This is a genomic window from Pantoea sp. DY-17 (genome assembly GCF_019795975.1).
GTDB classification, from domain to species: domain Bacteria; phylum Pseudomonadota; class Gammaproteobacteria; order Enterobacterales; family Enterobacteriaceae; genus Pantoea; species Pantoea leporis.
In genome coordinates this window covers 63,399-88,980 of sequence record NZ_JAIMIG010000005.1, presented here as the reverse complement: position 1 = coordinate 88,980, position 25,582 = coordinate 63,399, and the positions used below count along the sequence as shown (strand labels likewise).

Here is a 25,582-nt window from a genome sequence, read left to right as displayed (position 1 = left end):
TGCGGCTGTCTCGATTAAACTAGCCTGGATTGTATCGATCGCGAATCAAATATGAAAAAACATTATGCGCTTGGCCTGCAGCAGATTCAGCAGGAATTAAATACTCTGCAGAATCCGGGGTTTTACTGGATTACCAGCCAGCGTCAGGAAGATGCGCGAACGCTGCTGCGTCAGGTAGTTAGCCAACAAAAGGCGGCTACGCTCATCAGTGCGGATGAGAAACCGCAGGCGCTTTTGACGCCCGATCCCATCGGCGGTCCAGCGCGTATGCCGTTATTTTCACTGCCGGCTAATAAACGCAGCCTAAAGCAGCTGGAAAGTGATTTTTCCCGTGTGCTGAATAGTCGCAGTGGCCTGGTGATTTTTTATAGTAATGCCGCGCTGTGGGGAAAATTATCGCCCGATGAGTTAATCTTCTGGCTTAAGCGCATGCGCCGTTTGTTATCTAAAAAACAAATTACGTTGTTAATGATCACCTCCGGTACGTCAATAATTCACCTGCGTAATCATCTGCAAGGTTATTTTCGCCAGCTTGATGGTCTCGCACATTTGGAGTTTCAGCAGGACAGTTGGCATTATCGAATTAACTGGTGGTATGCGGCAGATAAATTACTGGCCGACCGCGCTATCCGTTTGAGTTATGTCGATAATCAATTTATTGCCGTTAATCAAGCGGAACAAAATATTCCCTTAAGCCGCAATGATGAAAACCAATTCCTTGCGCAGGAAGGTGTGCTGGAAGGCGCGCCGCCGCTTTCGACGCAGTGGCAATTGTTTAGCGATAACGAAAGCGTGTTCTCGCGTGCGCAGCAGGCGAACGCCGCCACGGTCATCTTTAGTCTGGTTCATAATCAAGACGTTAATTCTTTAGCAACGATGGTCCATAGTTTGCGTCGCTCACGCGGTAGTGCGCTTAAGATTGTGGTGCGCGAAATCAGTACCACGCTGCGCTACAGTGATGAGCGTTTGCTGCTGGCCTGCGGCGTGAATGCCATTGTACCGACCGCGGCCAGCCTGTCGCGCTTTCTTACCACGCTGGAAGGGATTCAGGGGCAGCAGTTCTCGCGCCATGTGCCTGCCAATCTCAATGCCCTGATGCAGGCGCTGCAGCCGCTACAGCAGAAAGGCTTTTTACCGCTGGATGCCTTTTGCGCGGCGGTGCAGCAGTTGATGAGCAATACGCTGCTGCCGGAAAATGACAAAGGCTTGATGGTGGCGCTGCGCGCGGTGCCGCAGCTGAAACCCGAACAGATTCTGACGCTGTGTAAACCGCGCCGCTTCGGCGATTTGGTGACGCTGGTGAACGACCGCATCTATCTGTTCCTCTCTTCATGCCGATTCAATGATTTGGATATCGCGCTGAAGTCGATCTTCTCGCTGCCGCACGACGAGCTGTTTAGCAATCGTATCGTCTGGTTTGAAGACAATCAGATCGTGTCGGAGGCGGACAAAATTCGTCAGCTGACGCCGGTGGCGCAGCGCGACCGGCAGGCCGCGCCGCTGGCCGCTGCGCCAGTCAGCACGCAAACCGCCGCGCCTGAGCGCGGGGCACAAACGCCGCAGCCGATTACCCTTAACCTCGACGGAGTAAGCCACCAATGACGCTGATGGATTGGGTGCAGGTGGCGATCCTGCTGTTACTGATTTTGCTGTTCCTGACATCACTGTTTGGGCGCGGACGAGCGCGTAGCGGCTCTAATCCGCTGCTGCGTTTGCTGCCGACGCGCGCATTGAAATCAGAAGGACAGTGGCAACGCAAAACCCATAAAACGGATAAACATGAATAACAGATTCACGATGCACGGTTCGTGGTGGCGCGGCCTCGGCGGCTGGAACTTTTACTTCCTGATCAAATTTGCGCTGCTGTGGTACGGCTACCTTAATTTTCACGCGCTAAGTAACCTGGTGTTTCTGGCGTGGCTGCTGTTCCCGCTGCCGGGCGTGCGGCTGCATCGCTTGCGTCAGTGGATTTCGCTGCCGATTGGCGTGGCGCTGTTCTGGCACGATACCTGGCTGCCGGGACTCCATTCGATTATGAGCCAGGGCAGCCAGCTGGCAGGCTTCTCGCCCAGCTATCTGCTCGATCTTGCCAATCGCTTTATCAACTGGGAGATGATTGGCGCGGGCTTTGTACTGCTGGTGCTGTATCTGTTTATCGCGCAGTGGATTCGCGTCACCGTGCTGGTGTCGCTGATGCTGATCTGGCTCAACGTGCTGACGATCGCCGGACCGGCAATGAATTTACTGCCGAACAGCGCCGCCACGCCGACGGTGAAGCTCAACGATACGCCAGCGGCGAAAGCGCCAGATGGCCTCGATCAATCCGCGCCGCCAACCAGCGCCAACCTCACCGCGTGGCTCAACCGTTTTTACGACGCCGAGCGCCAGCGTGCGACCCATTTCCCGGACGCCTTGCCAGCTGATTCGCAGCCGTTCGATATTCTGGTGATCAACATCTGTTCGCTGTCGTGGTCGGATTTGAACGTCGCGCAGCTGCGTAATCATCCGCTGTGGCAGCACTTCGATATTCTGCTTAACAACTACAACTCTGCCACCGGTTACAGCGGCCCGGCGGGGATTCGTCTGCTGCGCGCCAGCTGCGGCCAGAGCTCGCACAGCGATCTGTACAAAGCCACCGATCAGCGTTGCTATCTGTTTGATAATCTGGCGAAGCTGGGCTTTAAACAGCAGTTGATGATGGATCACACCGGCGTGTTTGGTAACTATCTCAAGGAGCTGCGTGAAGAGGGCAATCTGCAGGCGCCGCTGATGTCGCAGGCGGGCATCTCGCCGGAGGTGACGTCATTTGATGGCTCGCCGGTATTTAATGATGCGCAGCTGATGCAGCGCTGGCTCGACGATCGCACCAAGAGCAGCGATGCGCGCTCCGCGACCTTCTATAACCTGATTCCGCTGCATGACGGTACGCGCGAGTTGGGCAGTACGCGCAGCGCAGACTGGCAGCCGCGCGCCAAAGTGCTGTTTGATCAGCTCGATGCCTTCCTGACCAATCTGGAGAAGTCGGGCCGTCGCGTGATGGTGCTGGTGGTGCCGGAACACGGCGCGGCGCTGCAGGGCGACAAGATGCAGATGTCAGGATTGCGTGATATCCCCAGTCCGGATATCACCCATGTGCCGGTCGGCATTAAGTTTGTTGGCATGAAAGCACCGCATCAGGGCCAGCCGCTTAGCGTGGAGACGCCTACCAGCCTGATGGCGATCTCGGAAATCGTGTCGCGCGTGGTGGATGGCCAGGTATTTAACGCGCCGAACGTTAATATGTCGGTGCTGACCGATAATTTGCCGCAGACGCCGGTGGTGTCTGAGAACGATAACGCGGTGGTGATGATGTATCAGGGTAAACCGTGGATCCGCCTGAACGGCGGCGATTGGGTGCCGTATCCGCAGTAGGGCGCCATTAATGGTGTGATGCCGCTCAGTTAAGCGCGGAGCGACTTTCGTTCGCCATGTGCTGAGGCAGTTGCAGCACCTACGTGCGGCGACCGAGCAGAGGACGCCTGGCCGCGCCCTCTGCACTCCCGGGCCTTGCGCCAGCCCAACCCGCCGCTTCGCGGTGCCTTCACTCATTCACGATTCCTGACGGACCGGTGGCGATTCGCTCCTGCTCAGCGCCACCTCTCGCCGCATCCATGCGGCTCGCCCTGGAATCCCTCATTCGCTCAGCGGCTCGGGATGTCGCCTCAACACCCGCGCTGCAGCATTAACGCGTATTATTCACTCGCAATCGCTACAAATCTCATGGGGTTGTCATCCATGACGGCCAGGCGCGCTTGAATGCGCGTCAAAACCTGCATAATTCCGAATCACTTCATAAATAACCAAACTTGCTTATTTTTCGCCTTTATCCCGGCGAAAAAAACGCGTGACCTGGGATATACTCGCTGCGAATTTCATCTCATTACACGCCTTTGGTGGCCTGGAGAAGTTTTGTTGCGCGTCAGTCGTTCTCTAACGATAAAGCAGATGGCGACGGTTTCCGCCGTGGCGATGGTGACCATCTGCATCTTTATTGTCATCCAGCTCTTTCACTTTGTGCAGCAGCGCAGGATTGACTACGCCCAGCAAATGGAAAATGTGGCGCACACCGTGCGTCAGCCACTCTCCGAAGCGGTGCTCAAAGCCGATATTCCGCAAGCCGAACGCATCCTTAATACCCTGAAACCGGCCGGTATTTTATCGCGCGCCGATGTGGTGTTGCCAAATGCCTTCCAGGCGCTGCACGCCGATTTTGCGCCGGAAAAACCGGTGCCGCGCTGGGTCGCACGCCTGTTTGAGCTGCCGGTACAAATCACGCTGCCGCTCTATTCCGTGGAGCGTTCCGGTTTGCCGAAGCCGATTGCCTATCTGGTGCTACAGGCTGATTCCTCCCGCGTCTATCAGTTCCTGCTCAGCACGTTATCCACCATGATCACCACCTACCTGCTGCTGGCGCTGATTCTCTCGATCGCCATTAGCTGGTGTATCAACCGCTTGATTGTGCATCCGCTGCGCGATCTTTCGCGTGATTTACAGGAGCTGCCGCCGCAGGCGATTCTGACCCACAAAATGAAGCTGCCGAATAATCATCGCGATGATGAAATCGGCATGTTGATCCGCAGCTACAACCGCAACCAGCAGGTGCTGGAGTCGATTCACGACGAAATGAGCCGCATGACCACGCATTTTGCCGTTACGGATCTGCCCAATCGCGCGCTGTTCCTTGCGCTGCTCGAACAGCACATCAGCCATCGCCACAATCGTCAGGCGTGGGGCTTGATGGTGATTCGCATTGAAACGCTGCAGGAAGCCAACGGCGTGCTGAGCGATGAGCAGCGCGATACGCTGATGCTGACGCTGGTGGAGAAGATTCGCAGCACCGTTGACGATCACTCACTGCTGGCGCAAACCGGGCCCAGCGACTTCGCCTTGCTGATGAAACGCGCGCACAATCCGTTCCGCGCCATGCGCCTGGCGCGTAACCTGATGATTCGCATTAATCAGCCGGTGAACCTGCAACAGCTGCAGCTGCGTCCGAACGCCAGCATTGGCCTGGCGCTGCACGAAGAGAGCAGCATCTCGGCCAGCGAACAGCTCGATCGCGCCACCTCGGCGATGATGTCGGCGCGGCATCAGGGCAAAAACCAGATTCTGTTTTTCGATCCGGCGCTCACCGAGCGGGCGCAAAAGCGTTTAACGCAGGAACACGACATCTTGCAAGGTCTGCAGGACGAGCAGTTTGCTCTTTATCTCCAGCCGCAAATCAATATGGAAACCGGCGAGCTGGCCGGTGCCGAAGCGCTGCTGCGCATGCGCATGCCGGATGGCAGCTACGGATTATCGGAAGAGTTTATTGCCAGCGCCGAAGAGATTGGCGTGATCTCGGCCATTGGCCGCTGGGTATTTGAAGAAGCCTGCCGCATTCTGGCCGGCTGGCAGAAGCAGGGCATTAACATCCCGCTCAGCGTCAATATCTCGGCGGTGCAGCTGCGTGATGCCAGCATGGTCAGCCATTTGCAGGGCTTGCTGGAGCGCCATCGCATCGCGCCGGGCAACTTCGTATTGGAAATCACCGAAACCGCGCAGATTGGCGATGCCGAACAGGCGATTGCGCTGCTGCGCTTGCTGCAGCAAACCGGCGTGGGGGTAGCGCTCGATGATTTCGGGATGGGTTACTCCAACCTCAACTATCTGCATCAGTTCAAAGCGCTGCCGGTAAATAAGCTGAAAATGGATCGCAGCTTCGTCGCCGCGCTGCCGGATGACGACACCATGGTGCGCATCGTGGCGGCGATTGCCGACATCATTCACCTCGACGTCATCGCCGAAGGTGTGGAAACCGCCGAGCAGCGCGACTGGCTGCTGGCGCGCGGAATTACTATAGGGCAAGGCTACTTATACGCTGAAGCGCTGCCGCTCCACATCTTTAACCAACGCTGGCTCAATAGCTCGCAACTCCCTGAATAATCACCTTGGTTATTGATTTTCCTTACAAAATTGTAGCGAAGCGCTGTGCTGAAGCGTTTCAGTTCATAGTTAGAGTTTTGTAACTTTTGTAAGGAATAGTAGGGGATATTAATCTTGTTAACAGGGTGTTATTTTCCTCGCCATCGGTAAGGTTTTACGCTTCTGGCGGCTTGCCGCATGCGTTCTCCACAACAATGGCGGTGCGAACCGTCTTACTGGACACCTGTTATGAAAATCTTAAAAAGCCTCTATTTTCAGGTACTGGTTGCCATCGGCATCGGCGTCCTGTTGGGCCACTTCTATCCTGAGTTAGGCGCGCAAATGAAGCCGCTTGGCGATGGTTTCGTTAAGTTGATCAAGATGATCATCGCCCCCGTGATTTTCTGTACGGTGGTGACCGGTATTGCCGGCATGGAGAGCATGAAAGCCGTTGGACGTACGGGCGCAGTGGCGCTGCTGTACTTTGAAGTAGTCAGCACCATCGCGCTGATCATCGGTTTGGTGGTGGTTAACGTGGTGCAGCCTGGCGTGGGCATGAACGTTGATCCAGCCACGCTGGATGCTAAAGCAGTCGCGGTATACGCGCAGCAGGCGGAGCAGCAAGGTGTGGTCGCCTTCCTGCTGGATGTGATCCCGAATAGCGTCATTGGTGCCTTTGCCAGCGGCAACATTCTGCAAGTGCTGCTGTTCGCTATCCTGTTCGGCTTCGCCCTGCATCGCCTGGGCAGCGCCGGCACCGTGATGTTCAACGTCATTGAGAGCTTCTCGAAAGTGATCTTCGGCGTGATCAACATGATTATGCGTCTCGCGCCAATCGGTGCCTTCGGGGCGATGGCCTTCACCATCGGTAAATATGGCGTCGGTTCGCTGGTGCAGTTGGGGCAGCTGATCATCTGCTTCTATATCACCTGCGTGCTGTTCGTGGTGGTGGTGTTGGGGCTGATTGCACGCTTCGCTGGCTTCAACATCTTTAAATTTGTCGCCTACATCAAAGAAGAGCTGCTGATTGTGCTGGGCACGTCATCTTCCGAATCTGCGCTGCCGCGCATGCTGGATAAGATGGAGAAGCTGGGCTGTAAGAAATCGGTGGTGGGGCTGGTGATTCCAACCGGCTACTCCTTCAACCTGGATGGCACCTCGATTTACCTCACCATGGCGGCGGTTTTTATCGCTCAGGCGACCAACGCGCATATGGACGTGTTCCACCAAATCACGCTGTTAGTGGTGCTGCTGCTCTCCTCGAAAGGCGCAGCGGGTGTAACCGGCAGTGGCTTTATCGTGCTGGCGGCGACCTTGTCAGCGGTGGGCCATTTACCGGTTGCGGGTCTGGCGCTGATTCTCGGTATCGACCGCTTTATGTCCGAAGCGCGTGCGCTGACCAATCTGGTGGGCAACGGCGTGGCGACCATCGTGGTGGCGAAGTGGGTCGGCCAGCTGGATGAGAAACAACTGAATGCGACGCTTTCTGCCGGGAAAAAGGTGAATAACGCACCAGAAACCGCCGCATAACCTGCTATTTGCGTTAATTTGCCGAGAAATGCCCGCTGTCGCTTGCCCTGACAGCGGGCATTTGCATAATAAACCCCATTGATTTTTTTCCCGATTTTTTGCCTCGTTGCGCGACATCCTGACCTTCTCGTGGTCAAAGAGTCTGTTATTAAATAAACGTGGCGGCACAATGCCGCGCCGGTCACCCCAGATGTGACCTAACATGCCGCGCTAACGAGCGTTGATCTGTTTGAGTAGGGGTTCACATGCAGGGCACCAGAATTCGGCTTTTGGTTGGCGGATTGCTACTGGCAGCGTCCGGTTTTGGCGTGCACGCCGAGACGCTCCAACCCGATCCCGCCTGGCAGGAAGGCAAACTGGACAATGGTTTTAGCTGGCAGCTGCTAACCACACCACAACGTCCAAGCGATCGTATTGAGCTGCGCCTGATTGTTAACACCGGTTCGCTGGTGGAGAGTGCGCAACAAACCGGCTATAGCCATCTTTTACCGCGTTTAGCGATGGTGCATAACGCCACGCTGGACACCAATCAGCAACGTGCGCTGTGGCAGCAAGCCATGGATCCGCAACGTCCGCTGCCACCCGCTATTTCGTCGTACGATTACACCCAATACAACCTGAGCTTGCCGAACAACCGCCCTGATTTGCTGAAAGAAGCGCTCAACTGGCTGGCGGCGACCGCCGGAAAAATGACGATTAATGAGCAGGTGGTTTCTACCGCGTTAATGGCGACCGATCCGATTGCCACCTGGCCTGCCAATACGCAGGATGTGTGGTGGCGCTATCGCCTGAAAGGCTCGGCGATGCTGGCGCACGATCCCGGCGAGCAACCGCGCGCGCCGGTGGATATCGCACAGCTCAACAGCTTCTATCAGCAGTGGTACACGCCCGACGGCATGACGCTGTACGTAGTAGGTAACGTCGATAGCCGCAGCATGGCGGAGCAGATCAACAAAGCTTTTGCGCCGCTGAAAGGCAAGCGTGTCGCACCTGCCGCGCTACCGACGCTGTCACCGCTGCCGCATCAGCCGGTGAATCTGGTGAATGGCGGCATGAATCAGGATCGCCTGTCGCTGGTGTGGGACACCGCATGGCAGCCGATTCGTGATTCGCAAAATTTGCAGCGCTACTGGCAGAGCGATTTAGCGCGTGAAGCGCTGTTCTGGCATGTGCAGCGCGCGCTGGCTGACAGCAAAGCGCAAAGCGTGCAGGTTGGCTTCGATTGCCGCGTGCTCTATCAACGTGCGCAGTGCTCGATCAACATGGACAGCCCGAATGCCTCTTTGCCGCAGAATATGAATCAGGTGGCGAAAGAGCTGGCGGCGGTGCGCGACAAAGGGTTACCGCAGGAGGAGTTTGATGCGCTGATGGCGCAGAAGCTGCTGGAGCTCAACAAGCTGTTTGCCACATACGCCCGCACCGACACCGATATTCTGATGGGCCAGCGTCTGCGCTCGCAGCAAAACGCGGTGGTGGACATTGCGCCTGAGCAGTATCAGAAGCTGCGTCAAACCTTCCTCAGCGAGATGACGCGCGATCAGCTAAATCAGGAACTGCGCCAGCAACTGTCGCAGGAGCTGACCATGGTGCTGATTCAGCCGCAGGGTGAAGCCGAGACCAACGTGAAGATGCTGCAGGAAAGCTGGGATAAAGTGATGAAGCTACCCGAACCGCCAGCGGTACCCGCGAGCCCGGAAGAAGTGAAACCGGATAACAGCGCAGGTGCGGCGGATCAGACCGCGCCATCATCCTAAACATTAGGTCTTAGCACGTAGCCACTCGGTTACCAGCATCGGCCAACTGGCGAGCGGTAAATCTGCCACGCCACGGATACCAAATCCGTGGCCGCCTTTCTGGTAGAAGTGAATCTCCACCGGCACTTTGTGCTCACGCAGCGCGCTGAAGAACACCATGCTGTTGTTCACCGAAACCGATTCATCATCGGAAGCGTGAATCAGCAGCGTCGGTGGCGTGTGTGCGTGCACGCGCGTCTCCAGCGAATAAGCATCAACCATCTTCTGATCCGGCCATGCGCCGAGCAAGCGGGTGCGCGCACCTTCATGCGCCAGACCTTCACGCATGCTGATCACCGGATAGAGCAGCACCATCGCATCCGGGCGCGGTGTGAAGCTGTCGGCTTGATCCTGCACCGGATAGAGTTTCTCGCCAAAGCGGGTGCCGAGGCTGGCGGCAACGTGTCCACCCGCCGAGAAGCCCATCATCACGATATATTTGCCGTTCAGCCCGCGCTGCGCACGTTCACGTAGCACGCGCACCGCACGCTGCGCATCGGCCAGCGGCGCGTCTGGACCTTCATGGTGACCGTCATACGGCAGGCGATAGGTCATCACCGCCAGCGTGTAGCCCATTGACGTGAAGAAAGTGGCAAGCGCGCTGCCTTCGCGGTCGATCAATACCCGCTGATAACCGCCGCCCGGCGCGACCAGCAGCGTGATGCCGTTCGAGGTTTCCGGATGCCAGATGGCAATTTCCGGGCAGCGCACGCCGGTGGCGGCGCGGTCATAAGGTTCATACTCTTTGGCGAGATCGACGATCTGCGGCTGAGCGCGCGAATCGCTCGCGCCTGGCGCATCACCGTGTGGCCAGATATTGATGATTTCTGTGTGCATAAGTCAGTCCTGAGCGAGTCATGTTGTCGTTATTTTTTTCGCGGCCGGAGTAACAGCGTCCTACTGTTGTTGATTAAAACATGGTCTTTTTTGCTGCTGGCGTCCAGCCGAAAACCGCCGATTACGCCAGTTTCGGACTATGCCTGGCGGCCAGATTTCGTGCCATAACGCATTGAATTAAATAGATCTGATTAGCGCGAGTGAAGAAGTAATACCGTTTTTGTTACAGAAGTGGATGAGTCAGGTCGTTAGCGGAAATTGGCAGGGAAAAATGCTGCGTTAAGGCAAACTGCGCGGGCGGGTTGGTTAGCACAGGTAATGAATAGCGAGGAGATTTGTAGCGGCGCGATTCATCGCGCAATCAATTGCGCCGCTACGGTTGGTGCAGGTGGTTAAGTCATTTCGGCATCGCGCTGAGCGGGATAATCGCCCCGCGATACTGGATCACCGTGCTGGCGGTGAGATGACCGCGTGCGGCGGCATCTTCGGCGCTTCCTCCGGCTAAACGCACCGCCAGATAACCAGCGCTGAAGGAGTCGCCAGCCGCGGTGGTATCGATCACTTTCTCTTTCGCCAGCTTGATGGCGGCGACCTCGCGCAGCGGCTCATCGCCAACCGCCACCAGACAGGAGTCCGCACCGCGTTTGATGGCAATTTCCTGCACGCCCGCAGCGCGTGTGCGAGCAATCACCGCATCCAGCGGCTGCTCGCCCCACAGCAAATCTTCGTCGTCGAGCGTCAGAAATGCCATGTCGGTATGACGCAGCATCTCGGCATACGCCTGCTGAGCGCTGGCTTTATCGGCCCACAGACGCGGACGATAGTTGTTATCGAAAATCACCTTGCCGCCGTTCTGGCGACAGGCGCTGAGCAGCGACATCAGTTTTTCGCGACTGGCCGCAGGCAGAATCGCCAGGCTGATGCCGCTCAAATAGAGATAATCATAGTGCGCCAGCTGCTGGCAAATCGCGTCCGCTTGCGCGCTGTCCAGCCAGAAACGGGCGGCGGCGTCGTTGCGCCAGTACCAGAAGGTCCGCTCGCCGTGGTCGTCGGTTTCGATGAAGTACAAACCCGGCATTTTATTGTCGAGGCGCTGAACCAGCGCGGTTTCGACATTTTCCTGCTGCCAGGCGGCGATCATCTGGTCACTGAAACTGTCGGTGCCGAGTGCGGTGACATAATCGACACGCAGCTGTTTATCTGACTGACGCGCCAGATACACCGCCGTGTTCAGCGTATCGCCGCCAAAACCGCGTTTGATGTTCTCACCTTTCTCGGACAGCTCAATCATGCATTCGCCAATAATAGCGATTTTCTTCTGCGTCATGGTCTTCAGCCTGTAGTGAATTCTGCCTTAGTCTCGCGTCTGGTATGGCAGTCGTCAATGGTTTTTAAAACGATGTTTTGATTTAACTTAAGGCAGCAAACCGCCTGCGCCACGGTGATTTAGCGGCCAAAGCGCGTTTTGTTTTGCCGATTAAGTGCGAAGCACGCTGTTACACTCAACTCTTCATGGGACTAACGAGATTGATAAAGTTATCCCGGCGATCGCCGATACTTGCCGCTGAGATGCTATTTGCAGGCACTCAACACCAACCAGGAAAAAACCATGGTGATGAAGAATTTGAGTCATCGGCTGCCTGTTTCAAATGAATTGGAGCAACAACAGGAAACGCGTCTCTTCTGGCAACAGTGCCAACGATTCTATACTTTCCAGCCGATTTACCAGGTCTCAGGCCGCATGCTGGCTATTGAATTACTGACGGCGGTTACCCATCCCTCCGCGCCAGAAAAAAAGCTGTCGCCCGAAGACTATTTTGAAGCACTGACTATCGCGCAGCGGCTTGGTGTCGTCCAGGAACAACTCGAGCTGCTGATAACATGGTCAACGTTTTTCAATCAGCGTCAGCTGGTGGCGTCGGTTAATATCGACGGTCCAACGCTGATGGAGATTGAGAAGCATGAGTCGATTCGCACGCTGATTGCGCAACTGCCGTGGGTGCGCTTCGAACTGACGGAGCATCATGCGCTGCCGCAGGAAGAGATGGTGGCGAAGATGCCGGAACTCGGGCCGCTGTGGCTGGATGATTTTGGCTCTGGCATGGCGAACTTCTCCGCGCTGACCGAACTGCGTTACGACTACATCAAACTCTCGCGCGAGCTGTTTATGCTGCTGCGCGCCAGCGATGAAGGCCGCTCGATGTTCTCGATGCTGCTGGCGTTGATTAACCGTTACTGCAACGGCGTCATCGTTGAAGGCGTGGAAACCGAAGAGGAGTGGCAACAGGTGCGTAGCTCGCCAGCGATGGCGGCGCAGGGCTACTTCTTCTCGCGTCCGGTGCCATTCAGCGAGCTGGAACGTATGGCACTTGAGCTTCCCTGATCCCGTTCCGCGGCGTCTCGACTATCCTTAGTCAGACGTGGAAGGGCAAGGAGGAAGCAATATGTCACGTACTCGAAAGATCCTGAGCTGGGTGTTCGGGATTTTTTTGTTATTGGTTGTAGTGATTGTGGTGCTCATCGCCACCTTTGACTGGAACCGCTTGAAACCAACGATTAATCAAAAAGTTTCAGCCGAACTGAACCGACCTTTCGCGATTCGCGGCGATCTCGGCGTGGCCTGGGTTCGCAACCGTGAAGAACCTGGCTGGCGCAGCTGGGTGCCGTGGCCGCAGGTGCATGCCGATGATGTGATGCTCGGCAATCCGCCCTCTATTCCTGATGTCACCATGGTGCATCTGCAGCGGGTTGAAGCCACCATTGCACCGCTGGCGCTGCTGCATCAGCAGATCTACCTGCCGTGGATCAAGATGCAAAAGCCGGATGCGCGGCTGGTGCAAACCGCAGATAAGAAGAATAACTGGACCTTTGATCTCGCCAGTAGCCAGAACAGCGATGCTAACGCCGCGCCTTCTGCCTGGTCCTTCCGCCTCGACAATATTTTGTTCGATCAGGGACAAGTGCGCTATCGCGACGCCGTCAATAAAGCCGATGTCACAGTGACCATCAATCCGCTGGGCAAACCGGTGCCGTACGCCCAGGTGGCGGGCGGTGACGATCAGCAGAAAGGCGCGGGTGATTTTGTCTTTGGCTGGCAGGCGAACGGCACCTACAACAATCAGAAGCTGGATGGCGACGGCAAAATTGGCGGCATGCTATCGCTGCGCAGTAAAACCACGCCGTTCCCGCTGCAGGTGGATGTGCGTAATGGCACCACGCGTGTACGTATTGACGGTACCTTGCAGGATCCGCTCAATCTTGGCGGACTTGATGTGCGTCTGCGCTTTGCGGGCGATACGCTGGCCAATCTGTATGGCCTGACCGGCGTGCTGCTGCCCGATACGCCGCCCTATGAAACCGACGGCCATTTGATTGCGCGTTTCAATGAGGCGAAAGGGCCGCTATTCCGCTACGAGAAGTTTAACGGCCACATCGGCGACAGCGATATTCACGGCTCGCTCACCTATCGTCAGGGCAAACCGCGTCCAACGCTGACCGGTGAATTGACCTCGAACCAGCTGCGGATGGAAGATTTGGGGCCGCTGATTGGCGTCAACTCCGGCAAAGGCAGCGAGAAAACGCAGCAGGCCAAAGCGCAGCGCGGCGAAGCCTCATCGCAGCCCGCCGATCGCGTGTTGCCACACGATAAGTTTGATACCAAGAGCTGGGACGTGATGGACGCGGATGTGAAGTTCAGCGGCAAACGCATTCAACACAGCAGCAAGCTGCCGCTCAGCGATCTCTATACGCATCTGCAGCTGAAAAACGGCGACCTGCTGCTTGATCCGCTGCGCTTCGGTATGGCCGGCGGCAGCATCAACTCCACCATTCATCTGGAGGGCGACCGCAGCCCGATGCGCGGACGTGCCGATTTGCACGCGCGTAAGCTGCGTCTGCGTCAGCTGTTCCCGGATGTTACGGCGATGCAGAACAGTTTGGGCCAGCTCAACGGCGATGCCTCGCTGAGCGGCACCGGCAATTCGGTGGCGGATCTGCTCGGCACCAGCAATGGCGAACTGAAGCTACTGATGAATGATGGCCTGATCAGCCGTAGCCTGATGGAGATTGCCGGACTGAACGTCGGTAACTATGTGGTGGGTAAGCTGTTCGGCGATGATGAAGTGAAGATCAACTGCGCGGCGACCGATATGAATATTCGTCAAGGCTTAGCGACGCCGAAACTGTTTCTGCTGGATACCGAGAATGCGGTGATCAACGTGACCGGCAACGTTAACTTCGCGAATGAACGCATGGACTTGTCGATCAATCCGGAGAGTAAAGGGATTCGCATCATCACGCTGCGTTCGCCGCTGTATGTGCGCGGCACCTTTAAAAATCCGGATGCCGGGGTGAAAGCCGGACCGCTGATTGCACGCGGTGCCGCAGCGGTGGCGCTCGGGGCGGTGGTTGCTCCCGCCGCCGCGTTGATCGCACTGATTTCCCCTAGCGATACTGACGACAATCAGTGCAGTAATGTGCTGCAGCAGATGAAGAATCAGAAGTGATCAGTTACGCCACAGCACTTTGATGATGTGGTAACCAAAGGCGGTTTTCACCGGTCCGTAAGGCTGTAGCAGCGGACAGGAGAAGACCGCCTTATCAAATGCCGGTACCATTTGTCCTTTACGGAACTCACCCAAATCACCGCCGTTGCGTCCGGATGGGCAGGTAGAGTGTTTCTTTGCCAGCTGCTGGAAGTTCGCCCCTTTCTCAAGTTGCGCCAGCAGGGATTTGGCCTGCGCTTCCTCTTTCACGAGGATATGTAAAGCCGCCGCGGTTTTCGCCATGATGAAGTCCTAATGTGTATAATCCGGCCATTATAACCTCCTTTCTTTTGATTCAACTGAGCGAATTCCGTTATGCGTTTAAACCCCGGCCAACAACGAGCTGTCGAATTTGTCACCGGTCCTTGTCTGGTGCTGGCCGGTGCTGGCTCGGGTAAAACCCGCGTGATCACCAACAAAATCGCCCACCTGATTCGCGAATGTGGCTATCAGGCGCGCCATATCGCCGCCGTAACCTTTACCAATAAAGCCTCGCGCGAGATGAAAGAGCGCGTGGCGCAGACGTTGGGGCGTAAAGAGGCACGCGGCCTGATGATTTCTACCTTTCATACGCTGGGACTGGAGATCATTAAACGCGAATACAAGGCGCTGGGAATGAAAGCCAGCTTCTCGCTGTTCGACGATCAGGATCAGCTGGCCTTGCTTAAAGACCTGACCAAACAGTGGCTGGAAGAGGACAAGACGCTGTTACAGCAGCTGATTTCCACCATCTCCAACTGGAAGAACGATCTGGTCGATCCGCAGGGCGCAGCGGGTTTGGCGCAATCGCAGCGTGACCAGATTTTTGCTCACTGTTATCAGCTGTATGACCAACACCTGAAATCCTGCAACGTGCTGGATTTCGACGACTTAATCGCGCTGCCCACGCTGCTGCTGCAGCGCAATCAGGAAGTGCGCGAACGCTGGCAGCAGCGCATCCGCTATCTGCTGGTGGATGAGTATCAGGACACTAATACCAGCCAATATGAGCTGGTGAAGCTGCTGGTGGGTGCGCGCGCGCGCTTTACCGTAGTGGGCGATGACGATCAGTCGATTTACTCATGGCGTGGCGCGCGTCCGCAAAACCTGGTGCTGCTGCAGCAGGATTTCCCGGCGCTGGAAGTGGTGAAGCTGGAGCAAAATTATCGCTCGACGCAGCGCATCCTGAAATCGGCCAACATCCTCATCGCCAACAATCCGCACGTATTTGAGAAGCGCCTGTTCTCAGAGTTGGGGCAGGGCAGCGAGCTGAAGGTGCTGAGCGCGAATAACGAAGACCACGAAGCGGAACGCGTGGCGGGCGAATTGATCGCGCATCACTTCATCAACAAAACCGCCTATAAAGATTACGCCATTCTCTATCGCGGCAATCATCAGTCGCGCGTGTTCGAGAAGCAACTGATGCAGAACCGTATTCCGTATCGTATTTCGGGCGGTACGTCGTTCTTCTCACGCCCGGAAATCAAAGATTTGCTGGCTTATCTGCGCGTGCTGACCAATCAGGAAGATGACAGCGCGTTTCTGCGTATCGTGAATACGCCGCGCCGTGAGATTGGTCCGGCAACGCTGCAGAAGCTGGGCGAATGGGCCAACCTGCGCAATAAAAGCCTGTATAACGCCAGCTTCGATATGGGGCTGGAGCAAACGCTGAGCGGGCGCGGACTGGAGCATCTGCAGCGCTTTACGCACTGGCTGAGTGAAATCGTCCAGCTGACCGAACGCGAGCCGGTGAATGCGGTGCGTGATCTGATTCGCGGCATCGACTACGAAAGCTGGCTGTTTGAAACCTCGCCCAGCCCGAAAGCCGCTGAGATGCGCATGAAGAACGTTAATCTGCTGTTCCAGTGGATGACTGAGATGCTGGAAGGCGATGAGCTGAACGAACCGATGACGCTGGCGCAGGTGGTGACGCGCTTTACGCTGCGCGACATGATGGAGCGCGGTGAAAGCGACGAAGAGCTCGATCAGGTGCAGCTGATGACGTTGCACGCCTCAAAAGGGCTGGAGTTCCCGTATGTCTATCTGGTTGGCATGGAAGAGGGATTATTGCCGCACCAGAGCAGTATCGATGAGAACAACATCGAGGAAGAGCGGCGTCTGGCTTACGTGGGGATTACGCGAGCGCAGAAAGAGCTGACCTTTACGTTGTGCCGTGAACGCCGCCAGTACGGCGAGCTGATGCGCCCGGAACCGAGTCGCTTCCTGCTGGAGTTGCCGCAGGACGATGTGGTGTGGGAACGCGAGAAAAAAGTGGTGAGCGCAGAAGAGCGCGTGAAGACCGGACAGACGCGCGTCGCTGGATTGAGAGCGATGCTAGAGAATGCGAAGAAGGGTTGAGTTCACGGTTAGTGGTCGTAGTCCCCCTCCTCGGTCCGTGCTTGCAGTCCCCCTCCTCGGCCCTCCCCCATGAATGGGGGAGGAAGATGCTGCTATATGTGAGTCGGAAATTGCATGTGGCAGCATCTCCTTCCCCCCGCTTGCGGGGGAAGGTCGGGATGGAGGACAGCCAGCGCAATCCCAATCAGGAAATCGTCAGTAACCAGTGCACGTAGGACTGATAATGACTCTCCTGCTCTAACAGCTCAGAACGCAGCGGATGCGCTTCGCGCCAGCCGGCCGGCAGCGTCAAATGCAGTGCATCATCATCCGCCTGTAAACGCACGGCAGGCAAAGTGTCATCGCGACGGCGACTTGAGAAGATAATCGCTAAGCGTAGCAAACGACTTAAACGCTCCGCCATGCGCGGCGGTACGGCATTTTGCTGGGTCAGCAAGGCCAAATCGATGCTGCCGCTTTGGTTCTGCAGCAGGCAAGCCAGCATTTTTTTCTGCGCGGGAGTGAAGCCAGGAAGATCGAGATGACGAATCAGGTAAGCGGCGTGCTGCGGTGCCTGGCGGAAATCGACGCTCAGGCCAATTTCGTGGATAGAACAGGCGCTAAGGAGTAGATCGCGACATCGGTTATCCAGCTTCCAACTGCTGCTCACCTGACGGAAGAAACTTTCCGCCAACTGACGTACGCGACCGGCCTGGTCAATATCAATGGCAAAACGACGCTGCACGTTCTGCAATGTGCGGCTGCGGATATCACGATCCACCGGCAGATGCAGCATGCCATATACTAAACCTTCGCGCAGTGCGCCGCCGGCTAGCGTCATGCCTTCAATGCTGAGTTCCTGGAAGATAGCGATGAGAATCGATAAACCGCTCGGGAACACTAAGGCGCGCTCCAGCGTCAATCCTTCAATTTCCAGCTCTTCCAACTTGCCGCACTGAATCGCGCGCTGTTTCAGCTGTTGCAGTTTGCTTAGGGTGATGCGCTCATCCATGCCCTGCGCCATCATAATTTCCTGCAACGCTTGTACGGTGCCCGACGCTCCGACGCAGATTTGCCAGCCTTTTTCGCGCAGCGCAGCGGCCACCGGACGGATCATCTCGCGCGCGGCCAGTTCGGCCTGCTCGAAATTCTCTTTGGCCAGATGACGGTCGCTGAAGTAGCGTTCAAGCCAGGTTACGCAACCCATCGACAAGCTGAACAGCGTGGTAGCATGTGAACCTTCGCCAGTCACCAGTTCGGTGCTGCCACCGCCGATATCGACCACTAAACGCTGATCGGAACCGCCGGTGGTATGCGCTACGCCCTGATAAATCAGGCGTGCTTCCTCTTCGCCGCTGATGACATTCACCGCGCAGCCAAGAATGTGTTCAGCCGTTGTGAGGAAATCCTGCGCATTTTCGGCAAGGCGCAGCGTGGCGGTTGCCACCACGCGGATTTGTTCCGAAGGAATATCCTGCAGCTGTTCGGAGAACAACCTCAGGCACTGCCAGCCGCGTTGCATCGCCTCAGCGGAGAGGTGATTCGCTTTGTCGAGGCCAGCCGCCAGACGCACTTTGCGCTTTATCCGCGCGACGGTCTGAATGCTGCCAGACACCTCGCGCACCACCAACATATGAAAGCTGTTAGAACCTAAATCAATCGCTGCATAAAGTGACGATGCGCTTAGCATGGTGTGCTTAACCCGAACGTTTACGGTTGCTATTGCGCGGCGCGCCGCTCCGACGGTTACTGTTGTTCCCGCCACGGCGTGGGCCGTTACCCGAGCGGCTGCGTTGCAGACGTTTCGGCGGTGGCAGTTCGCTCATTAGCGCATCGCTGTTGTACTTGCTGACCGGAATACCGTGACCAATATACTCTTCGATTGCCGGCAGGTTCAGCGCGTACTCTTCGCACGCCAGGCTGATGGAGTGACCGCTGGCACCCGCGCGGCCAGTACGACCGATACGGTGAACGTAGTCTTCGCGATCGTCAGGCAGATCGTAGTTGAACACATGCGTGACGGCAGGAATGTGCAAACCCCGTGCCGCGACGTCGGTGGCAACCAGGATATCCACATCGCCTTTGGTGAAGTCATCGAGGATACGCAGACGTTTTTTCTGCGCTACATCGCCGGTCAGCAGACCCACGCGATGACCATCGGCAGCCAGATGGCCCCAAATGTCTTCACAGCGGTGCTTGGTGTTCGCAAAGATGATGGCGCGATCTGGCCACTCTTCTTCTACCAGCGTCTGCAGCAAGCGCATTTTCTCTTCGTTTGAAGGGTAGAAAAGCTCTTCTTTAATACGGTGGCCGGTTTTCTGCTCGGGTTCCACTTCCACGTATTCGGCGTTGTTCATGTGCTCAAACGCCAGTTCACGCACGCGGTAAGACAAGGTTGCAGAGAACAGCATACTCAGGCGTTGGGTGGCCGGCGGCATGCGGCGGAACAGCCAACGAATGTCTTTAATAAAGCCGAGATCGAACATGCGATCGGCTTCATCCAGCACAACAACCTGAATCGCGCCCAGGTTAACATGGTTCTGCTTGGCGTAGTCAATCAGACGTCCGGTGGTGCCCACCAGAATATCGACACCATCAGCCAGCACTTTCAGCTGTTTATCGTAGCCGTCGCCACCATAAGCCAGGCCCAGCTTTAAGCCAGTGACCTTGGCTAACGGTTCTGCATCGGCATGAATTTGTACGGCGAGCTCACGCGTCGGGGCCATGATCAGCGCACGTGGCTGATTGATCTGGCGACCTTCTGCGGCAGGATGAGAAAGAAGATAATGAAACGTTGACGTCAGGAACGCCATCGTTTTGCCGGTACCGGTTTGCGCCTGACCCGCAACATCACGCCCTGAAAGCGTAAAAGGCAATGCGAGCGCCTGGATAGGCGTGCAGTTAGAAAAGCCTTTGGTATCAAGGGCTTCTACCACCTGAGGGTGCAGGGCGAAGTCGGAAAACTTCTGTTCAGTTAAGTGTGTTTTGCTCATAGTGTGGTAGAATATCAGCTTACTAGCGCTTTACGAAAGCGTATCCGATGAAATAAAGTCAACCTACGTTGGTATCATTTCCGCCAATTCGCCAGGCGCAATCTTTTGGAGTTAAACATGAGCAGCGATAAGATCGTTCACTTGACCGATGACAGTTTCGACACAGACGTACTGAAAGCAGACGGTGTCACTCTGGTAGATTTCTGGGCTGAATGGTGTGGTCCTTGCAAAATGATCGCCCCAATTCTCGACGAAGTCGCAGAAGAGTACGAAGGTAAACTTACCATCGCTAAGTTGAACATTGATGACAACCCGGGTACGGCACCAAAATATGGCATCCGCGGTATCCCAACTCTGCTGCTGTTCAAGAACGGTGAAGTGGCGGCAACCAAGGTTGGCGCACTGTCTAAAGGACAGTTGAAAGAGTTCCTGAACGCCAACCTGGCCTAAGCCCGGCGCGGTGTTTGTTCGGCAGTGGTGAATTTTTTCGCCACTGCTGGACGTCTCACTTTAAGCGTGTTAAGTTAATTTCACTGCATTACGCTCTTACCTTGTAGTTTGCATCTAAGTTTTCCCTTGTCAGACCCTACTCGCAATGAACGTTATCGTGGTTTGGCAATCTGATGACTAGCACATTCGGCATCATCTTTCGACTGTCTCCTCGTTTCCTATCGCCACATCTGACGATAATCGTCGAGCTGAGTTGAAAAAGAGCCATTAACAGGCATGGAATTTTTGCCATACCACTCACGACAATCATTTCGAGAATTACCCCGAGTTTAAGAACCCATCACTATGAATCTTACCGAATTAAAGAATACGCCGGTTTCTGAGCTGATTACCCTCGGCGAAAATATGGGGCTGGAAAACCAGGCGCGTATGCGCAAGCAGGATATTATTTTCTCTATCCTGAAACAGCACGCAAAAAGCGGCGAAGACATCTTTGGTGATGGTGTGCTGGAGATATTGCAGGACGGATTTGGTTTCCTCCGTTCTGGAGATAGCTCCTACCTCGCCGGTCCCGATGATATCTACGTCTCTCCCAGCCAAATCCGCCGCTTCAACCTCCGCACTGGTGACACCATTTCTGGCAAGATTCGCCCGCCAAAAGAGGGTGAACGCTACTTTGCGCTGTTGAAAGTTAATGAAGTTAACTATGACAAGCCGGAAAACGCGCGTAACAAGATTCTGTTCGAAAACCTTACGCCGCTGCACGCCAGCAAGCGTATGCGTATGGAACGCGGTAATGGCTCGACTGAAGATCTGACCGCACGCGTGCTGGATCTGGCTTCTCCGATTGGTCGTGGTCAACGTGGTCTGATTGTGGCGCCGCCGAAAGCGGGTAAAACCATGCTGCTGCAGAACATCGCGCAGAGCATCGCCTACAACTATCCAGATTGCCTGCTGATGGTGCTGCTGATTGACGAACGTCCGGAAGAAGTGACCGAGATGCAGCGTCTGGTCAAAGGTGAAGTGATCGCTTCGACCTTTGATGAGCCAGCGTCACGTCACGTGCAGGTTGCTGAGATGGTGATCGAGAAGGCCAAGCGCCTGGTTGAGCACAAGAAAGATGTGATCATCCTGCTTGACTCCATCACGCGTCTGGCGCGTGCCTACAACACCGTGGTTCCAGCATCAGGTAAAGTGCTGACCGGTGGTGTGGATGCTAACGCCCTGCATCGTCCGAAGCGTTTCTTCGGTGCGGCACGTAATGTGGAAGAGGGCGGCAGCCTGACCATCATCGCGACCGCGCTGGTTGATACCGGTTCGAAGATGGACGAAGTGATTTACGAAGAGTTTAAAGGTACAGGTAACATGGAATTGCACCTCTCGCGCAAAATCGCCGAGAAGCGTGTATTCCCAGCGATTGACTACAATCGTTCCGGTACCCGTAAAGAAGAGCTGCTCACTACGCAGGAAGAGCTGCAGAAGATGTGGATTCTGCGCAAAATCATCCATCCAATGGGTGAAATCGACGCGATGGAGTTCCTCATCAACAAACTGGCCATGACGAAAACCAACGACGAATTCTTCGATATGATGAAGCGTTCCTAAGTTGCGATCGGCGAGTCACTAAGCCAAGCGGTGATTCGCACAATTTGCCAGGAAATATTGCTAACGCCACGTCTTAACGTGGCGTTTTTTATTTATGGGCATTAGGATTAGCGCAGTCAGGAAGCTTTTATATTGACTGTGACAGAGATTCGTTTGTTTTTTCAGCAATCAGACTTTTCTGTAGCAGAATTCGGAATAGGGATATACGGCAATGGCGGGTGTTTTGCATATTGTTGTCCACGATTTTAGCTGAGAGCATTAACGTGAATTTACTCACTATGAGTACTGAGCTTGGTTTAGTTTTTCTTTTTACTTTAGTGTTCCTGTTTTTTGCTCGCAAAGCAGCTAAAAAAATTGGGCTTGTGGACACACCAAACTCCAGAAAAAGGCACCATGGCGCCATTCCGTTAGTTGGCGGCATTTCCGTGTACGCGGGAATCTGCTTCGCTTTTGCCATCTCAAATTATTATTTGCCGCACGCGATGCTGTATCTGAGTTGCGCGGGCGTATTGGTGCTGGTTGGCGCACTGGACGATCGCTTCGATATCAGCGTTAAAATTCGTGCGCTGGTGCAGGCGGCGGTTGCCATCGTGATGATGGTCGGCGCCAAACTCTATTTGCTCAGTCTGGGCTTTATTATCGGGCCGGTTGAGTTAATTGTCGGTCCGTTTGGCTACGTATTGACGCTATTCGCCGTATGGGCCGCCATCAATGCGTTCAATATGGTGGATGGGATTGATGGCCTGCTTGGCGGCCTCTCCAGCGTCACTTTCGCCGCCATCGGCATCATTCTCTATTTCGACGGCCAGACCAGCCTCGCCATGTGGTGCTTCGCGATGATCGCCGCCACTATTCCTTATATCCTGCTTAATCTCGGCTTGATTGGCCGTCGCTACAAAGTGTTTATGGGCGATGCCGGCAGCACCATGATCGGTTTCACCATCATCTGGATTCTGCTGGAAACCACCCAAGGCCTGAGCCATCCGATCACGCCCGTCACCGCGCTGTGGCTGATCGCGATTCCGCTGATGGATATGGTGGCGATTATGTATCGCCGTTTGCGCAAAGGCATGAGCCCGTTTTCCGCTGACCGCCAGCACATCCACCATTTAATTATGCGCGCCGGATTCACGTCACGTCAGGCGTTCCTGCTGATTACCGTCGCCGCCGCGCTTCTGGCGGGTATTGGTGTGCTCGGCGAGTATCTGGCTTTCATCCCGGAATGGGTGATGCTGGTGCTGTTCATGATGGCATTCCTCCTTTATGGCTATTGCCTGAAACACGCATGGCGCGTGGCGCGCAAAATCCGTCGCATTAAACGTCGCTGGCAAAGCAGCGAAGATAAAAAATAAATTACCCAGAAAGTACCCTGATAAGGATTTTGTTATGACCTCTGTCGTTGTGGAGAACGAACTGGATATACGTGGCCTTGGCTGCACACTCTGGCGTGGTAAACGCTGGATTATCGGTCTGGCGCTGCTGTTTGCGCTGGTCGCCTGGTTAGCATCGATGTTAATGAAGCAGGCGTGGAGCACCACGGCGGTGACCGATCGTCCAACGGTCAATATGCTGGGTGATTTCTTCGTACAGCAGCAATTCCTCAATAATCTGGATGTGCGCACCAATACGCTCAATCTCAGTTCGCCAGCGCCGACCGTGATGGATGAGGTTTATCAGGAGTTCACCATGCAGCTGGCATCATGGGATACGCGCCGTGATTTCTGGCAGCAGACCGAATACTTCAAAAGCCGCAAAAGCGGTAACGCGCACAACGATGCGGCGCTGCTCGACGACCTGATCACCAACATTCAGTTCACCGCTGCCGACCCGGCGCGCAATATCTTAGATAACATTAAGCTGGTGGCCGAAACCGCCAGCGATGCTAACAATCTGCTGCGTCAATATATTGCCTACGCCAGCGAGCGTGCGGCGCGTCATCTTAATGCGGAGCTGAAAGGCGCCTGGCAGGCGCGCAGCGTGCAGCTGGCGTCGCAGGTTAACCGCCAGCAGGAAGTGGCGCAGGCGGTATTTGAACGTCAACGTCAGCGCATCGAGCAGGCGCTGAAAGTGGCGAGCGAGCAGGGGATTAAAGAGAACCGCGCGCCGGCAACCGGCGAAGCGCTGCCAGACAGCGATCGTTTCCTGCTGGGTCAGCAAATGCTGCAGGCGCAACTCGACACCTTGCAAGCCAGCGGGCCTGCTTACGATTTAAGCTATGATCAAAACAAAGCGATGCTGAGTACGCTGCAGGCCGGTCCGCGTCTGGATAAACAATTTCAGACTTACCGCTATTTGCGCACCCCGGAAGAGCCGGTGTCGCGCGATAGTCCGCGCCGCCTGTTTATGATGATCATGTGGGGCGTGATTGGCGCGCTGGTCGGTGCGGGAGTGGCGCTGGTGCGTCGTCCGCGTTCAACGTTAGCAACGAGCCATTAAGAGAAGCCACGTGAAAGTTCTGACGGTATTTGGCACGCGTCCTGAAGCGATCAAAATGGCTCCGCTGGTGCAGGCGCTGGCGCAGGATGCTGCGTTCGAGTCACGCCTATGCGTCACCGCACAACATCGTGAAATGCTCGACCAGGTGCTGCGTTTGTTCCAGCTGCAGCCTGATTATGATCTGAATATCATGCGCCCGGAGCAAGGGCTGACGGAGATCACCAGCCGCATTCTGCAGGGCATGAAAACCGTACTCGCCGATTTCCAGCCGGATGTGGTGTTAGTGCACGGCGATACCACCACCACGTTTGCGGCCAGCCTGGCGGCGTTTTATCACCAGATTCCGGTGGGTCACGTAGAAGCGGGATTGCGTACCGGCAACCTGATGTCGCCGTGGCCGGAAGAGGCCAATCGCACGCTCACCGGCCATCTCGCCAGTTATCACTTCACGCCCACGCAAAATTCGCGACAAAATTTGCTGCGCGAGAATCTGCCAGATGCGCGCATTTTCGTGACCGGCAACACGGTGATTGATGCGTTGCTGTGGGTGCGTGATCGCGTGCTGGACGATGCCGATCTCAATGCCCGCCTCGCCGCGCGCTATCCGTTCCTCGACGCTGACAAAAAACTCATTCTGGTTACGGGTCATCGCCGCGAAAGTTTTGGCGACGGCTTTGAACGCATTTGCAGTGCGCTGGCGCAAATCGCGCGCCAGCATCCGCAGGTGCAAATTGTCTATCCCGTGCACCTCAATCCCAACGTCAGCGAGCCGGTTAACCGCATTCTCAGCGGCATCGAGAATATCATCCTGATTGAGCCGCAAGAGTATCTGCCGTTTGTCTGGCTGATGAATCGCTCATGGCTGATTCTCACCGACTCCGGTGGCATTCAGGAAGAAGCGCCGTCATTAGGCAAACCGGTGCTGGTGATGCGCGATACCACCGAGCGTCCGGAAGCGGTGGACGCAGGCACGGTGAAACTGGTCGGCACCGATATCAGTAAAATTGTCGCTGAAGTCAGCCTGCTGTTGCAGGACGATGAAGCCTGGCAGGCAATGAGTCGCGCGCACAATCCGTATGGCGATGGCCATGCCTGCGCGCGCATCTTGCAGGCCCTAAAACAACACAGAGTGTAA

Annotated in this window: 19 protein-coding genes; 14 read left to right on the top strand and 5 right to left on the bottom strand. The window is 55.7% G+C overall.

Annotated features, from left to right (window positions below):
- The first annotated feature begins 51 nt into the window (after positions 1-51).
- The 6 genes from bcsE (at position 52) to K5Y33_RS20015 (ending at position 9,227) form a co-directional block, all read left to right on the top strand.
- Complete coding sequence (gene bcsE / locus K5Y33_RS20040; RefSeq protein WP_222234967.1) at positions 52-1,602, top strand: cellulose biosynthesis protein BcsE; 1,551 nt, start codon at positions 52-54, stop codon at positions 1,600-1,602.
- Entirely contained in the window at positions 1,599-1,787 is a 189-nt protein-coding gene (locus K5Y33_RS20035) for a cellulose biosynthesis protein BcsF (protein ID WP_192414390.1), read from the top strand. The genes bcsE and K5Y33_RS20035 overlap by 4 nt, the downstream gene beginning before the upstream one ends.
- Positions 1,780-3,411, top strand: a complete 1,632-nt coding sequence (gene bcsG / locus K5Y33_RS20030) for a cellulose biosynthesis protein BcsG (protein WP_137384895.1) — start codon at positions 1,780-1,782, stop codon at positions 3,409-3,411. Before K5Y33_RS20035 ends, bcsG begins: the two co-directional genes overlap by 8 nt.
- 540 nt (positions 3,412-3,951) lie before the next feature.
- A complete protein-coding gene (hmsP, locus tag K5Y33_RS20025) occupies positions 3,952-5,964 on the top strand; it encodes a biofilm formation regulator HmsP (RefSeq protein ID WP_222235024.1) in 2,013 nt (670 codons plus the stop codon).
- Positions 5,965-6,192: 228 nt separating this feature from the next.
- Positions 6,193-7,473 (top strand): dicarboxylate/amino acid:cation symporter, encoded by a 1,281-nt coding sequence (locus tag K5Y33_RS20020; RefSeq protein ID WP_101763784.1) that lies wholly within the window; start codon positions 6,193-6,195, stop codon positions 7,471-7,473.
- 245 nt (positions 7,474-7,718) lie between these two features.
- Positions 7,719-9,227 (top strand): pitrilysin family protein, encoded by a 1,509-nt coding sequence (locus K5Y33_RS20015; RefSeq protein WP_222234966.1) that lies wholly within the window; start codon positions 7,719-7,721, stop codon positions 9,225-9,227.
- Positions 9,228-9,230: 3 nt separating this feature from the next.
- On the opposite strand, the gene K5Y33_RS20010 is transcribed toward K5Y33_RS20015, so the two are convergent.
- The gene (locus K5Y33_RS20010) at positions 9,231-10,103 is read right to left on the bottom strand and encodes an alpha/beta hydrolase (protein WP_101763782.1); all 873 of its coding nucleotides are present in this window, start codon (positions 10,101-10,103) and stop codon (positions 9,231-9,233) included.
- Positions 10,104-10,500: 397 nt separating this feature from the next.
- Complete coding sequence (locus tag K5Y33_RS20005; RefSeq protein WP_222234965.1) at positions 10,501-11,430, bottom strand: sugar kinase; 930 nt, start codon at positions 11,428-11,430, stop codon at positions 10,501-10,503.
- A 282-nt stretch (positions 11,431-11,712) separates the two neighbouring features.
- On the opposite strand from K5Y33_RS20005, the gene pdeH reads away from it, so the two are divergent.
- Together pdeH and K5Y33_RS19995 are read left to right on the top strand one after the other, a co-directional pair.
- Positions 11,713-12,486: a cyclic-guanylate-specific phosphodiesterase gene (gene pdeH, locus K5Y33_RS20000; protein WP_222234964.1), complete on the top strand. Its 774-nt coding sequence runs from the start codon at positions 11,713-11,715 to the stop codon at positions 12,484-12,486.
- A 61-nt stretch (positions 12,487-12,547) separates the two neighbouring features.
- Positions 12,548-14,608 (top strand): AsmA family protein, encoded by a 2,061-nt coding sequence (locus K5Y33_RS19995; RefSeq protein ID WP_222234963.1) that lies wholly within the window; start codon positions 12,548-12,550, stop codon positions 14,606-14,608.
- Here the strand turns inward: K5Y33_RS19995 and ppiC are convergent, their stop codons facing one another.
- On the bottom strand, positions 14,609-14,890 hold the full coding sequence (ppiC, locus tag K5Y33_RS19990; RefSeq protein WP_008105734.1) for a peptidylprolyl isomerase PpiC: 282 nt from the start codon (positions 14,888-14,890) through the stop codon (positions 14,609-14,611). It abuts the gene before it with no gap.
- 72 nt (positions 14,891-14,962) lie between these two features.
- On the opposite strand from ppiC, the gene rep reads away from it, so the two are divergent.
- Entirely contained in the window at positions 14,963-16,984 is a 2,022-nt protein-coding gene (gene rep, locus K5Y33_RS19985; protein WP_137384900.1) for a DNA helicase Rep, read from the top strand.
- A gap of 184 nt (positions 16,985-17,168) precedes the next feature.
- Here the strand turns inward: rep and gppA are convergent, their stop codons facing one another.
- Together gppA and rhlB are read right to left on the bottom strand one after the other, a co-directional pair.
- Positions 17,169-18,653: a guanosine-5'-triphosphate,3'-diphosphate diphosphatase gene (gene gppA, locus K5Y33_RS19980; protein WP_222234962.1), complete on the bottom strand. Its 1,485-nt coding sequence runs from the start codon at positions 18,651-18,653 to the stop codon at positions 17,169-17,171.
- 7 nt (positions 18,654-18,660) lie between these two features.
- Positions 18,661-19,956 carry an ATP-dependent RNA helicase RhlB gene (rhlB, locus tag K5Y33_RS19975; RefSeq protein WP_110867909.1) on the bottom strand — a complete coding sequence of 432 codons (1,296 nt, stop codon included), beginning with the start codon at positions 19,954-19,956 and terminating at the stop codon, positions 18,661-18,663.
- A 117-nt stretch (positions 19,957-20,073) separates the two neighbouring features.
- Between rhlB and trxA the strand changes: the two genes are divergently transcribed.
- The 5 genes from trxA (at position 20,074) to wecB (ending at position 25,582) form a co-directional block, all read left to right on the top strand.
- Entirely contained in the window at positions 20,074-20,406 is a 333-nt protein-coding gene (gene trxA / locus K5Y33_RS19970) for a thioredoxin TrxA (RefSeq protein ID WP_008105741.1), read from the top strand.
- A 345-nt stretch (positions 20,407-20,751) separates the two neighbouring features.
- Positions 20,752-22,011, top strand: coding sequence for a transcription termination factor Rho (rho, locus tag K5Y33_RS19965; RefSeq protein WP_008105744.1), 1,260 nt, complete (start codon positions 20,752-20,754; stop codon positions 22,009-22,011).
- Between the two features lie 278 nt (positions 22,012-22,289).
- Positions 22,290-23,363: a UDP-N-acetylglucosamine--undecaprenyl-phosphate N-acetylglucosaminephosphotransferase gene (wecA, locus tag K5Y33_RS19960; protein WP_101763775.1), complete on the top strand. Its 1,074-nt coding sequence runs from the start codon at positions 22,290-22,292 to the stop codon at positions 23,361-23,363.
- A gap of 34 nt (positions 23,364-23,397) precedes the next feature.
- Positions 23,398-24,447 carry an ECA polysaccharide chain length modulation protein gene (wzzE, locus tag K5Y33_RS19955; protein ID WP_137384901.1) on the top strand — a complete coding sequence of 350 codons (1,050 nt, stop codon included), beginning with the start codon at positions 23,398-23,400 and terminating at the stop codon, positions 24,445-24,447.
- A gap of 10 nt (positions 24,448-24,457) precedes the next feature.
- Complete coding sequence (wecB, locus tag K5Y33_RS19950) at positions 24,458-25,582, top strand: non-hydrolyzing UDP-N-acetylglucosamine 2-epimerase (protein WP_008105750.1); 1,125 nt, start codon at positions 24,458-24,460, stop codon at positions 25,580-25,582.

What these genes read in the sequence shown, in the direction of transcription:
- ppiC (WP_008105734.1), bottom strand. Translation starts at nt 14,890, where the DNA reads ATGGCGAAAACCGCGGCGGCTTTACATATCCTCGTGAAAGAGGAAGCG.
- K5Y33_RS20035 (WP_192414390.1), top strand. Translation starts at nt 1,599, where the DNA reads ATGACGCTGATGGATTGGGTGCAGGTGGCGATCCTGCTGTTACTGATT.
- bcsG (WP_137384895.1), top strand. Translation starts at nt 1,780, where the DNA reads ATGAATAACAGATTCACGATGCACGGTTCGTGGTGGCGCGGCCTCGGC.
- trxA (WP_008105741.1), top strand. Translation starts at nt 20,074, where the DNA reads ATGAGCAGCGATAAGATCGTTCACTTGACCGATGACAGTTTCGACACA.
- wecA (WP_101763775.1), top strand. Translation starts at nt 22,290, where the DNA reads ATGAGTACTGAGCTTGGTTTAGTTTTTCTTTTTACTTTAGTGTTCCTG.
- K5Y33_RS20020 (WP_101763784.1), top strand. Translation starts at nt 6,193, where the DNA reads ATGAAAATCTTAAAAAGCCTCTATTTTCAGGTACTGGTTGCCATCGGC.
- bcsE (WP_222234967.1), top strand. Translation starts at nt 52, where the DNA reads ATGAAAAAACATTATGCGCTTGGCCTGCAGCAGATTCAGCAGGAATTA.
- rep (WP_137384900.1), top strand. Translation starts at nt 14,963, where the DNA reads ATGCGTTTAAACCCCGGCCAACAACGAGCTGTCGAATTTGTCACCGGT.
- rho (WP_008105744.1), top strand. Translation starts at nt 20,752, where the DNA reads ATGAATCTTACCGAATTAAAGAATACGCCGGTTTCTGAGCTGATTACC.
- K5Y33_RS20015 (WP_222234966.1), top strand. Translation starts at nt 7,719, where the DNA reads ATGCAGGGCACCAGAATTCGGCTTTTGGTTGGCGGATTGCTACTGGCA.
- K5Y33_RS20010 (WP_101763782.1), bottom strand. Translation starts at nt 10,103, where the DNA reads ATGCACACAGAAATCATCAATATCTGGCCACACGGTGATGCGCCAGGC.
- pdeH (WP_222234964.1), top strand. Translation starts at nt 11,713, where the DNA reads ATGGTGATGAAGAATTTGAGTCATCGGCTGCCTGTTTCAAATGAATTG.
- wzzE (WP_137384901.1), top strand. Translation starts at nt 23,398, where the DNA reads ATGACCTCTGTCGTTGTGGAGAACGAACTGGATATACGTGGCCTTGGC.
- K5Y33_RS20005 (WP_222234965.1), bottom strand. Translation starts at nt 11,430, where the DNA reads ATGACGCAGAAGAAAATCGCTATTATTGGCGAATGCATGATTGAGCTG.
- K5Y33_RS19995 (WP_222234963.1), top strand. Translation starts at nt 12,548, where the DNA reads ATGTCACGTACTCGAAAGATCCTGAGCTGGGTGTTCGGGATTTTTTTG.
- rhlB (WP_110867909.1), bottom strand. Translation starts at nt 19,956, where the DNA reads ATGAGCAAAACACACTTAACTGAACAGAAGTTTTCCGACTTCGCCCTG.
- gppA (WP_222234962.1), bottom strand. Translation starts at nt 18,653, where the DNA reads ATGCTAAGCGCATCGTCACTTTATGCAGCGATTGATTTAGGTTCTAAC.